General features: G+C 57.2%; 10 protein-coding genes. 5 read left to right on the top strand and 5 right to left on the bottom strand.

Annotated elements, in window-relative coordinates; genetic code table 11:
- Window positions 1–18 precede the first annotated feature (18 nt).
- Entirely contained in the window at window positions 19–1,311 is a 1,293-nt protein-coding gene (locus tag F1542_RS16180; protein ID WP_193733938.1) for an MFS transporter, read from the bottom strand.
- 77 nt (window positions 1,312–1,388) lie between these two features.
- Between F1542_RS16180 and F1542_RS16185 the strand changes: the two genes are divergently transcribed.
- Window positions 1,389–2,021: a TetR/AcrR family transcriptional regulator gene (locus F1542_RS16185; RefSeq protein WP_193733939.1), complete on the top strand. Its 633-nt coding sequence runs from the start codon at window positions 1,389–1,391 to the stop codon at window positions 2,019–2,021.
- A 59-nt stretch (window positions 2,022–2,080) separates the two neighbouring features.
- Here the strand turns inward: F1542_RS16185 and F1542_RS16190 are convergent, their stop codons facing one another.
- Window positions 2,081–3,298, bottom strand: coding sequence for a Bcr/CflA family efflux MFS transporter (locus F1542_RS16190; RefSeq protein WP_193733940.1), 1,218 nt, complete (start codon window positions 3,296–3,298; stop codon window positions 2,081–2,083).
- A gap of 156 nt (window positions 3,299–3,454) precedes the next feature.
- Here F1542_RS16190 and F1542_RS16195 point away from each other — a divergent pair, with 156 nt between their 5' ends.
- Complete coding sequence (locus tag F1542_RS16195; RefSeq protein ID WP_193733941.1) at window positions 3,455–4,063, top strand: TetR/AcrR family transcriptional regulator; 609 nt, start codon at window positions 3,455–3,457, stop codon at window positions 4,061–4,063.
- 130 nt (window positions 4,064–4,193) lie between these two features.
- Entirely contained in the window at window positions 4,194–5,453 is a 1,260-nt protein-coding gene (gene fabF / locus F1542_RS16200; RefSeq protein WP_193733942.1) for a beta-ketoacyl-ACP synthase II, read from the top strand.
- A gap of 56 nt (window positions 5,454–5,509) precedes the next feature.
- On the opposite strand, the gene F1542_RS16205 is transcribed toward fabF, so the two are convergent.
- A complete protein-coding gene (locus F1542_RS16205) occupies window positions 5,510–5,851 on the bottom strand; it encodes a cysteine hydrolase family protein (protein ID WP_227672810.1) in 342 nt (113 codons plus the stop codon).
- A gap of 256 nt (window positions 5,852–6,107) precedes the next feature.
- Here F1542_RS16205 and F1542_RS16210 point away from each other — a divergent pair, with 256 nt between their 5' ends.
- Together F1542_RS16210 and F1542_RS16215 are read left to right on the top strand one after the other, a co-directional pair.
- On the top strand, window positions 6,108–7,274 hold the full coding sequence (locus F1542_RS16210) for a hypothetical protein (protein ID WP_193733943.1): 1,167 nt from the start codon (window positions 6,108–6,110) through the stop codon (window positions 7,272–7,274).
- A gap of 450 nt (window positions 7,275–7,724) precedes the next feature.
- Window positions 7,725–8,717: a hypothetical protein gene (locus F1542_RS16215; protein ID WP_193733944.1), complete on the top strand. Its 993-nt coding sequence runs from the start codon at window positions 7,725–7,727 to the stop codon at window positions 8,715–8,717.
- Window positions 8,718–9,073: 356 nt separating this feature from the next.
- Here the strand turns inward: F1542_RS16215 and F1542_RS16220 are convergent, their stop codons facing one another.
- Both F1542_RS16220 and F1542_RS16225 read right to left on the bottom strand, forming a co-directional pair.
- A complete protein-coding gene (locus tag F1542_RS16220) occupies window positions 9,074–10,000 on the bottom strand; it encodes a ketopantoate reductase family protein (RefSeq protein WP_007400729.1) in 927 nt (308 codons plus the stop codon).
- An 85-nt stretch (window positions 10,001–10,085) separates the two neighbouring features.
- A partial coding sequence (locus F1542_RS16225) for a tyrosine-type recombinase/integrase (RefSeq protein ID WP_193733945.1) occupies window positions 10,086–11,448 on the bottom strand: 1,363 nt, incomplete at its 5' end.

The following is an 11,448-nucleotide window of genomic DNA, read 5'->3' on the forward strand; positions in this document are numbered from 1 at the left end:
AATCTGCACTCAGCAGGCTTACCGAATATCGGAAACCGGGGTCAGCTTTCTGAGCCTGGTCCTGCCGACATTGAGGGCCATGACACCGGCAACGAGTCCTGCGCTCCCTGCAAGGACAAGCATGTCCTGATAGCTTCCCTGTACCTGCCGCAGCACGCCCGCGATGGAAGCCGCGCTGGCTGCGCCAATCTGATGACCGAATACAATCCAGCCAAAGACGATCGGAGCATTCTGTTCTCCAAAAGCCGTATTGGCGAGACGCAGCGTGGGGGGCACCGTTGCGATCCAGTCGAGGCCGTAGAAAACGCCGAAGATCATCAGGCTCTCGGGAGAGAAGTCGATAAACGGCAGTGCGATCAGGGACAGGCCGCGCAGCCCGTAATAGGAAAAGAGCAGCCAGCGCGAGTCCAGCCGGTCGGTCAGCCATCCTGAAAGTGTCGTGCCTACGAGATCGAACAGGCCCATGACGGCAAGATAGCCCGCTGCCGGCACTTCACCGATGCCATGATCGGCACAGATGGCGATGAAATGGGTGCCGATCAGTCCGTTCGTTGTGAAGCCGCAGACGAAGAAGGTCAGGAACAGAATCCAGAAATCCCGTTTCCGTGTCGCATTTACAAGGGCCATGATCGCCGTATGCAGCGGGTTTCGACCCGAATGCCGGGGCGGTTCGTAATCCTCGCCCGCGCCATGCGGCACCAGTCCCAGATCCGAAGGATGCTCGGGGAAAAAGAATATCACGAGCGGTAGAAGGGTCAGACCGAGAGCGGCAACGGCGATGACAGGCGCGCGCCATCCGAAATGGTGCGCAAGAGACGCAAGAGCGGGCAGGAAAAGCAGCGAACCGGTTGCCGTAATGGCCGCCAGAAGACCGATGATCGTGCCGCGTCGGGTCACGAACCAGCGATTTACGACAGTGGCCCCCAAGACCATAGCGACAGAGCCCGTGCTGACACCCGTCAGAAGTCCCCATGTCAGAAAGAATTGCCAGGGTCGGGTCATGCCGAGCGATAGCAGGGCCGAGAAACTGGTTATCAGCATGGCCCCTATCAGTATGCGTCGCACGCCAAATCTCTGCATCAGCGCGGCGGAAAAAGGTCCCATCAGGCCATACAGGAAGATCCCGACGGCTGCGGAGAAGGAGATGCTGGTGCGGGTCCAGCCCAGCTCATGCTGCAATGGCATCATCAGCACACCCGGAGTGGCCCTGACACCGGCCGAGACGAGCAGCGAGAGGAACGTAAGCGCCACGACCAGCACGAAGACATGCGGACGCTGTGTTCTCTTGTCTGGAAGCGGGGGCGTCTTCATATTACTGACCGGTAAGTTACAGTTCTTTCGAGCTTAGGTACCGATCAGTAACATCGTCAAGGCGCGAGTCCTGCAACATGACCTCTCACAAGCCCGTTTCCCGTCCCTGTGCAGGCGACAAGGTTCGCGAATCAGCGCGCGAGCTATTTTACAAAGAGGGCATTCGCGCGGTCGGGATTGAGGAAATTGTCGAGCGGGCCGGTGTGACCAAACCATCGCTCTATCGGGCTTTCGGATCAAAGGACGGACTCACGACCGCTTACCTGTGCGACTTCCATCAGAGCTTCCAGCAGAAGCTCGACAATATCTGTCATCAGTATCCGGGAGATCCCCGCGCACAGCTTCAGGCTTATTTCGATGACCTGTCCCGGCGCGCTTCCCAGCCGGGTTTCCGGGGCTGCGGCATCACCAATGCGGCTATCGAGTTTCCGGACGCGGATCATCCCGTCCGGCGGGAGGCACAGCGCCTGAAGGAAGAGACGCGAACATGGCTGCGGGAGAAAGTCGCAGGTCTGAATGCGGCGGACCCCGCGTTTCTGACTGACTCCCTGATAGTGCTGATGGAAGGCGCGTACGTGTGCGGTCAGGCTTTCAAATCGCCCGGTCCAGCGGCGCAGGTCGGGAGACTGGCTCACCACCTGCTTGAGACATGCTGTGTAAAAACCTGTCCAGAAGCCGGCACGTCGGTCCCGTCCGCCCGTCCGGTTTGAAGGAACAGCGTGGGCGCGGGATGCTGGCCGATGTGGTCATGCCCCCGCGCCGTTCGCCGTCAGGCGCGCCGATGCAGCGCGACCGGCAGGAAGACAATCAGACCGAAAGCAATGGCCGCTGAAAGCACGAGGCCGAGCGATGTCGTGCTGGTATAGGGCAGCGCGCTTGTCGCGGCCGTCCCGACCGCCGCGAGCGCCATCTGAAGGAAGCCCAGCAGGGCGGACGCCAGCCCCGCGCGGGCGCTGAAGGGATGAAGGGTGACGGCTGTCGCCACCGGGTTCGCAACGCCCAGCCCCAGCAGGAACGTCAGCCATGATACCGTGATGACCGGCAGCGGGCTGGCATAGGGAGCCACGAACAGGATCAGGCTGCCGAGCAGCGCCACCGCAAAACCCAGCAGCACCGTCGTCGTCTGACCGCATCGCTGCGCCAGCCGTGGCGCAAGGAAGCCGGCTGCGAATACCATGAAGACCGTTGCCGCGAAGAAGATGCCAAGCTGGAAAGCATCTAGGCCCGCGCCCCGCATGAGGATCGCCGGAGCCGCCGCGAAGTAGGTGTAGAGACTGCCGATCAGCAGGCTGACCGGCAGGCCCGGCAGGACAAATTGCCGATCGGATGCGAGTTGCATGTAGCCCGACGCGACCTGGCCGAGCGTGTGGGCGCGGCGCCGGTCGGCCGGATGGGTTTCGCCCTGGTTCAGACTAAAGAAGGCGGCGAGAAACAGGCCGCACAGGCCGACGAGGACGAACGTCCAGCGCCATCCCGCGATGCTGTTGAGTAGGCCGCCAAGCAGGGGCGAGAAGCCGGGAGCCGCCGCCATTGCGATCATGGTCATGGCGAGGGCTTTGGCGAGGGCGGGACCATCAAACAGGTCGCGGGCAATCGCGCGGGACAGCACCGATGTTGCGCACGCGCCCAGTGCCTGCACGGTTCGGCCGAGCACGAGGACATGCAGCGAGGGCGCGGCCGCGCACACCAGACTGCCCGCGCAGAACAGGACCAGACCACCGACGACCAGCCAGTGCCGGCCTATACGGTCCGAAAGCGGGCCGACGACGAGCTGGCCGATCGCAAAGGCGATGAAGAAGGCGCTGAGGGTGGCGCTGAGACTCTGTGCCGACGTTCCGAACGATGCGCTGATGGCAGGAAACGCCGGGAGAATGATATTCGTGGACAGCGTGCCAAGGGCCGCAAGGCCCGCGAGAAGGAACAGGGTTGTTCCTGTCAGTTGTCTGTCCTGCGCGGCAGGAGGCGAACCGGATGATATGGCTGTCATGAGAGATTCCGCCGAGCGGTAGGAGGGAGAGAAAAGCCGGGCAGCACCCTGTCAGCCTGCCTGCTTCTTGTGAACGACAACGATACTGGTCACTCGTTGTCAATTTGCCGTCGATGCCCTAACTAAAGGGAAGGACACACTAACCGAGGACACAGGATGCTCACGCCCCAAAGCGGACAACGCGGGCCGGTCGATCATGAACGCCGGGACCAGATCATCGCGGCGGCGAACGAGCACTTTCGCCATTATGGCTACAAGAAAACCACAATGGCCGATCTGGCGGACGCGATCGGGCTGTCGAAAGCCTACATCTACAAGTTCTTTGCCTCGAAACAGGCGATTGGCGAGGCGATCTGCTCCCTTCAGCATGAGCGGATGCGTGTCGATCTTCAGGCGATCATGGATGACGGAAAATCCGCGTCCGAGCGGATGCGACGGATCTTCGTCACCCTTGCGCGTGACGTGGCCTCCCTCTTCTTCGAGGACCGGAAACTGCACGACATCGTTTATTCAGCCGTTCAGGAGCAATGGACGTCCGCCGAGGCGTTCCGCCTGGCGCTGCATGGGATGGTCGAACGGCTGATTCATGAAGGCCGGGAAAGCGGCGAGTTCGAGCGCAAGACGCCTATGGACGAAACCTGTCATGCCATCATGCTTGTCCTTCAGACGATCAATCATCCCCTTTTGCTTGAAACGCATCTGGAAACGCTTGATTCGGATGCCGCGACCCTGGCTAATCTCGTGCTGAGAAGTCTAGCCCCATGAATTCTACGCGCCCGCCATGTGTGACTAATTGACAAATTAGTCATAAGTTCACACGTTAGGTTGATAGCGTGCATCATGGCCGCCCTGCTGTACCGAGGCGGGGCCGGACTTCATCCAGAGAAAAAATCACATGCGAATTGTTATAACCGGAATGGGCATCGTCTCTCCCCTCGGCTGTGGCGTCGATGCCGTCTGGCAGCGTCTGCTGGGGCGGCAGTCCGGCATCCGCCATATCCCCGAAGGCTTCGCGCCTGACGTGCCCTGTCAGATCGCGGGTTTTGTGCCCGAGGCCCCTGAAGAGGCGGGATTCGATCTCGAAGCGGTCGTGGCGGTCAAGGAACGCAAGAAGATGGACCGCTTCATCCAGTTCGCGCTCGGCGCTGCTGCCGAAGCGGTCGGGCAAGCCGGATGGAATCCGCAGACCGAGAACGAGCAAAGCCGCACCGCCACGGTCATCGCATCCGGCATCGGCGGTTTCGGCGCTATCGCCAATGCGGTTCGCACCGTCGAAACCCGTGGGGCCGGGCGTCTCTCGCCCTTCACGGTGCCGTCCTTCCTCGTGAATCTGGCGGCTGGCTGGGTTTCGATCCAGCACGGTTTCAAGGGGCCGATCGGCGCGCCGGCAACTGCCTGCGCCGCCGGCGTTCAGGCACTTGGTGATGCCGCGCGCCTCATTCGTGCGGGCGAGGCGGATATTGCCATTGCGGGCGGCACCGAAGCCGCGATTGATAAGGTCAGTCTCGGCAGCTTTGCTGCTGCCCGCGCGCTTTCCACGGGCTATAACGACACGCCCGAGCGGGCATCGCGTCCCTTCGATCAGGGCCGGGATGGCTTTGTCATGGGAGAAGGGGCGGGCATCCTCGTGGTCGAAAGCCTCGATCATGCCCTTGCTCGTGGTGCCGTCCCGATTGCCGAGCTGGTCGGCTACGGCACCAGTGCGGATGCCTACCACCTGACCGCAGGTCCGGAAGACGGATCGGGCGCGGCACGCGCCATGCGCGCGGCGTTGCATCAGGCGGGCATCGCGCCAGAAGCGGTCGGCCATGTCAACGCGCACGCCACATCGACGCCGGTTGGCGATCGTGGCGAACTGGCGGCCATCCGTTCCGTGTTCGGGGAGCATAATGGCCCGATCATCAGTGCCACCAAATCCGCGACAGGCCATCTCCTGGGGGCTGCGGGCGGGATCGAGGCGATCTTTACCGCGCTCGCGCTGCGCGACCAGATCGCGCCGCCGACCCTGAACCTGCATGATCCGGACCCACTCTCGGCCGGGCTGAACCTGGTTGGCCCCGAGGCCCGGCCAGCGAGCTTCGACTACGCCATCTCGAACGGGTTCGGCTTTGGCGGCGTCAACGCATCCGTCATTCTGCGGCGCTGGCATCCCTGAGCAGCCTTCGCCGGCGCGCTTGCGTTCCGCAGGCCCGCCGGCTTCAGGTCTGCCGTTCAGGCCGTTGCGGCCGATGCCTTGATGGCTTCCACCAGCTCGGCCGTTGTCAGGATCTCGTGGGCGTATGTCGGGCCGTCGATATTGAGGGCCGCGTTATAGGCTTCGGACGTCCGCGCCGCTGTGGCGTCTCGGACCAGTGTGACATGGAAGCCGAGTTCCATTCCGATCCGGGCCGTGGCCTCAAGACAGGTGTTTGTCAGCAGGCCCACGCAGATGATCTTCTCCTTTCCGTACCGCTTGAGCTGATGTTCCAGATCGGTGTTCGGGAAGCCGCTCGATGCCCAATGTTCGGTTGCAACGACATCGCCGGGTTGCACCTGAAAATCATCATGGAACATCGCTCAATTCAATAAATTAATAGGTCCTGAGCCTACCCATTTTCTCCAAGAGTCGACATTCCACATTTCCCCTAATCCGCCTGCCTGCTCGAGGGAACCAGAGCAGACAGGCCGTAGTCGCCTTCAATGCGGTCGCTGGTATCAAATACCTGACTTTTCGAAAGCGGACATCTGCTACTCGCCCTAAAACCGTAATAGGAATTGTGTATGACTCCCGTAGTAGGTAGTCTCAGATGCACATATACGGATTGTTAAGATGGACATGAAGGCAGAGATATTTAAAAAACTTAAATATGCTACATATGACCTGCGGGCATCACGTATCGGCTCAGTGAGTGAGAGTGATAATAATCGCGAAGTAAGAAAATTCATACAGGCAAGAGAGCTGATAACATCAGTACAATCGACAAAATACAATAAAAATGAAATTTTAGAATATATTTTAGAGGCGAAAAAACAAAACTACTATAGCGTATATGAAATAGAAAGTAATGGTGAAATAGTTGGCGCAATTATTGTCCACCCAGTGCATAAAGTTATCGCAAGTGGTGGCGTAATAGATGAAATTGAATACAAATCTCATAAAAAAACGGCTAGAAGTATGCTTGTTGTAACTAAAGAATTTTTAGAAAAAATAAGAATACCCGAAAACCCTACCGCGCCTATATTTCCAGCTCCAGAATGCAATTCTGTATCTTTTGAAGATGATGCCATTAATACTATACGTAATGACTTCCCCGATTTATTTCCCGGGGGACATGATGCTATTGAGATAGAAAAAATATTTAAGAATTCAGCTCGTCATATGTTAACTCATGGACGCCGAGCTGAAGTGATTTGGGGGTATTTTGCAGATTTTATTAATGACGGTGAGAATGATTTTTCAGCAATAAAACCGGAATTTTACCCAAGGAATGGACAAGACGGCGGAATAGACGATTTAAGAACATCAAAGGATGGGATTTTCATAGCCACTCAAGTGAAGGGAGGAACGACATGGGGTGACACAACGGATCCTAGATTAGATGCGCGCAAATTTTTTATTCCTGATGGAGAGTCTCAGACTAGTACAAGAGCAAAAAAACAAAGAGAAAAGCAGTATCCATTTCTGTCGCAGAGATACAATTCAGGCACGCTAGATGATTATCTATCAGTTCATTTTTTAGCTTTCGGCAAAAGGTGCTTTAATGACCATCGGATAATAAAAGGAAAAACATTAATTGGAAAAGAGGTTCTTAATAGAACTATGATCGTTACAGGGTTAGATGTAGTAGTTCTTTCCGATTCTATATTTCATGGAAAAACAAGAATAGATATGTCGACCGCAAGTAACTCATCTCCTCTTGCTGAACATTTGAAAAGAAAAAAAATAATTTCTCTTTTTATGTCATGCGGTAGGCACGACTTACCTTTTATAGATTAGATACGAACTAAAATGTAAGGACTATTTTGCTGCTGTAATTTTTTGCAGCTGACTATCCTTGCCCTGCTCAGCCTGTCTGCTACGCAATTCCAAGTGGGCAGGTAGTAGTCGCCTTCTTCTCACACATACAATTTTCCAATATTTCCTGCCAGGAGCAGACTTATATAACTGCATTGAATTGAACGGCAGGAAACATCGCTCCGCGCTCCGAAGCAGTGTGTCTGCTTACCCTATTAACCGCCGGTCTGCTCAATGAATTTGAAGCAGACCGGCGGCAGTCGCCTTCTTTGTGGACACAAAAGCTGTAATTTTATATTCTTGAAAGCGGACTTAAAAATAGGACGATAAACTCTTGTCTCCAGAGGATTTACCCCTTGGATAATCGATATCTAATCTATAAAATTACGATTTTCCGTCAAAAATACAGAATTTAAATAGGTTAAAGAAATAATGGTTAGCACAATACTAGGTGGTATGCTTGAGTGTTCCTTCATTAGGAAAATTACAGCCGATCTAGATCCGGATCAGCTTCATACCAAACACCCGTATTACCGGAGCCTTCAACGAGAAGGCGAAAAGACTGCCTTCACCAGATCTTCAACAGTTATCGCTCTATCGGAAAACACTTTTCTTCCTGGTGTTGACTGGTCAACCACAATGTTAGGCGAAAATGCCCCGAAGATGGAGGAATATGCGTGGCGGGAAGATTGGAATCAGAAAGGCAAACGTGACGAGTGGGAAAAATTTGCTGAATTAGTTGTAGATGATGACACTTTTGGAGCGTTTTTGCATGCTGTGATTCCATCTGTTCCGCCCGTTGACGACGAGATAGACCCCCCAAAACTAATTCGAAAATTTAAAATCGATTATATCGTTAGAATACTATGTCAGGTGGATTCTGCGGAAAGAAATAGTTCTCTACTATTCATGCCACAACAAGATGAAGAAATTGTTCGGAGAATATCATCGTTTGCGGCCTCCTGCTCTTCTCCGCCACCTTTCGCCTTGCCGATTTTCGACAATAATTATCGAGACTCTGATGCGAGATCAATTACGTTATTAGCGTTCCAGCCTCCGGATGCTCTATCGCTTTTGCCAGTAAGGAGCGATCTTGCTGTTCGTCGTTACGCAGAGCGCGTAATGGAATTGTGGAGCGAAACCGATCCAATCAGACGCGAACGAGCTGCTGTGCAAGCTATGCGAGACGTACTCAGGGCTGATTCGGTGAGAGATCGGGTCGGATACGTATTTGAGGCCTCTGCATGGGTGTTAAAGGGACTTGGTTACTTTGGAGTACCATTAGTGGGAGCAATTGGTGACGCTAGAGATGTGGCTGAATTAGCTCGCGAACGTGAGCAAAGATCTAATAATTGGATGCTCATTCGAACAATGATGAATGATATTTCTTTGCACGACTATTTGGAAAGAACAGGAAACATGTAGGTGAGCTCCGTTTATACCATTTGAAATGGCCTCGGTACTATATGTTGCTGACGATCATCCGCGGAAAGGCCCTTGGGTTTCCCTCGGATGATCTATTTCGGAGTCTAAACCGCGCCGGAATTGGTACAGATATCCGCTTCTGAATTTCATCTTCCCGATACCAAACAGGCCGCGCTCCACCCCTTCAGCAATGTCGGCTGTCGGCATCGCCGATCTCAAACCGGACCGGCCGGTTCCCCCCCAAGTCAGACGTTTCATTCCAGCTGTTCATGCAGGGAGAATTATCGTCGGACAAGGCGGGCATGATCTCCGAAACGGATATGTCTGCCGGTGCCTCGTGCCTGCCCTGCGTGTCTTCACGCATGCCTTTGCTGTTCATACACGCGCAGATTCAGATCGGTGAGATCCAGGATGGGCGTAGGGATCTGAAGCGCGCATGCCCGCCTGACCAGGTCACCAATAATCTGTTGTGCTTCCACAGGAGCATCCTGCAGCAGATCCCGGAACATGGAGGACGTCAGGGTGGAGTCCGTTTTCGTCAGGAGACTGACAGTGCCCTTCAGCGTGGCATCCCGTAGGGGATAACCAGCCGCCGCCGCCGTTGACGCACATTCATGGATGACCGCCTGCGCAAAGGCCTGACCTGCTGGCTGGCTGGCGACATCCCCCACGGTTCCGCGCATCAGGCAGCAGATGCTGCCCAGGGAGGCGAGCAGGACCCATTTGTCCCACATGTCCTGCAGGATGTGGGTGGAACACACCGTTTCAAATCCGGAACCCGACAGGGCTTCCGCAATACTGCGTGTCACTGGCGTATCGCCGCCTACCCGATCTCCAATCGAAAGACGGGGCAGAGAACCCGTCTGGACAATGCGCCCCTGCGCATCAAGCATGCTGACGATAAAGCACGTGCCTCCCATGACCGCGGCAGGGCCAAAGCGGTCTGCCAGAATATCAAGATGCTGCATGCCGTTGAGAAGCGGGACAATCCGTGTCTGCGGTCCCACCGCAGGCGCGAAATCGTTCATTGCCGCCGTCATGGAATAGGCTTTTACGCTGAGCAGGATGATGTCGTAGGGACCCTCAATCCCACCGGCCATCACCATCCGGGGGGCGATGGTGGCGTCGCCCACGGAACTGATCAGGCACAGCCCCTCGGCACGGAGCTGCTGCAGGCGCCTTTCGCGCACCAGAAAGGTCACGTCATGCCCGGCGCTGGCCATGCGCGCGCCAAAATACCCACCCACGGCACCCGCGCCGACAACAAGAATTCTCGAGCCCATGACGCTGTTTCCTCTCTTTGACCCGCCTGATGTGCTGCGGTTGAAGACGAGTTGAAGCGCTCTGGAGGCAGGGGTCAAGACAGGCTCAGAATCTCGATCTTCCCGGGTGCCGGGCCTTGATGCTGGCCGCGTCGATATAGGTCTCGACGACCTGAAGGCTTTTGTGCCGCGAGAAGCGCTTCAGTTCCAGAAGATCATACCCGTCTTTCGCCCCCGTGGTGATGGCGCCGCGGCGCAGACTGTGCCCGCCAAAGTCCCCCTCAAGGTGGGTGTCGCCGCAGCGTTTGCGGATGATGTCCGTGACCGCCCGGTCCGACAGGGCGTACGGCCCGATCCTGGGCGGGGTTCCGACGGGAGTGATTCCCGCTCTGTGGGCCCGTGCGGACCAGATGCGCCGGAAGACCGGACCTTCCGTGATCCCGGCCTGCCGGAGCCAAGTCTCGTATGCCAGAACCGGGCAGTTCCAGGTCAGGCCCCGCGGGATGCCGATCAGCGCGCCTTTGCGCTGGGGATCCCCCTTGGACCGGCCCAGCCGGATCTGCATGCCGTCCTCGTCCACCGTGATGTCGTCCACCTTCAGTGCGGCCAGTTCGGAGCGCCGGAACGCGCCGGCAAAACCGAGCAGAAGAATGGCCCGGTCCCGCGCACCGACCAGATCGTGGGGACTGATGGCCTCGACGACCCGGACCAGCCTGTCCCAGGTTAGCGCGGTTTTCTGGCGGGGCAGGGTCTCCTTTGCCTCCCGACGGATGCCGGCAAGCGTTGCGGTCACCATCGGGTGGGCGGTGGGTACGGCAATCTGCGCCAGATGGTGCAGGTAGCGCAGGGCGGCACGATGCAGGTCGATGGTGCTGGTCCTGCGGCCCTGCAGCGCCATGTCGGCCAGATAGGCGGCAACATCCTCGCCGCGGGCCGGCAGGGCGGGCAGGGCATGACCGGCCGCCCAGTGACACCAGGACCGCACGGCAGCGCGATAGGTGCGCAGTGTGTTCTCGGCCTTGCTGCGGTGCATATAGGCATCGGCCGCCTGACGGGCCGTGGCCAGGCGGCCATCATGTTCGGGGACGGGCTGTGCCGAGACGACGGAAAACCATTGCGCGACAGCAGCGGCTGGCTGGCCGACGGGCGCAGGGGGCGCTGTATCTGCCGTCCTGGGACAGGGCCCTACGGGCTGGAGCGGTCGGAACCAGGCCAGGAAGCTGGGCACGCCATCATCGATTTCCAGTCCGACGGCCAGTTCGAACCCCGATGGGATGTCGGCCACATGGTCCTGAGCCATCTGCTGGGCTGCTGACGCATACGGCACGCCTTGGGCGAGGGGGGTATCCGGGGAATAGCTACCGTCCGGCAATTCGATGCCTGCCAGAAGCAGGGGTAGGGGCGGGGTGAAACGCGCGGTCGAGAGGATTTCGCGCCAGCGCGCCGGGTCCTGTGTCTCGGCCAGACGC

It is taken from the genome of Komagataeibacter sp. FXV3, from assembly GCF_015155755.1.
GTDB lineage: Bacteria > Pseudomonadota > Alphaproteobacteria > Acetobacterales > Acetobacteraceae > Komagataeibacter.

Excerpts from the sequence above, each read along its gene's own strand:
- F1542_RS16215 (WP_193733944.1), top strand. The coding sequence starts at position 7,725 with ATGGTTAGCACAATACTAGGTGGTATGCTTGAGTGTTCCTTCATTAGG.
- F1542_RS16190 (WP_193733940.1), bottom strand. The coding sequence starts at position 3,298 with ATGACAGCCATATCATCCGGTTCGCCTCCTGCCGCGCAGGACAGACAA.
- F1542_RS16180 (WP_193733938.1), bottom strand. The coding sequence starts at position 1,311 with ATGAAGACGCCCCCGCTTCCAGACAAGAGAACACAGCGTCCGCATGTC.
- F1542_RS16185 (WP_193733939.1), top strand. The coding sequence starts at position 1,389 with ATGACCTCTCACAAGCCCGTTTCCCGTCCCTGTGCAGGCGACAAGGTT.
- F1542_RS16210 (WP_193733943.1), top strand. The coding sequence starts at position 6,108 with ATGGACATGAAGGCAGAGATATTTAAAAAACTTAAATATGCTACATAT.
- F1542_RS16205 (WP_227672810.1), bottom strand. The coding sequence starts at position 5,851 with ATGTTCCATGATGATTTTCAGGTGCAACCCGGCGATGTCGTTGCAACC.
- F1542_RS16220 (WP_007400729.1), bottom strand. The coding sequence starts at position 10,000 with ATGGGCTCGAGAATTCTTGTTGTCGGCGCGGGTGCCGTGGGTGGGTAT.
- fabF (WP_193733942.1), top strand. The coding sequence starts at position 4,194 with ATGCGAATTGTTATAACCGGAATGGGCATCGTCTCTCCCCTCGGCTGT.
- F1542_RS16195 (WP_193733941.1), top strand. The coding sequence starts at position 3,455 with ATGCTCACGCCCCAAAGCGGACAACGCGGGCCGGTCGATCATGAACGC.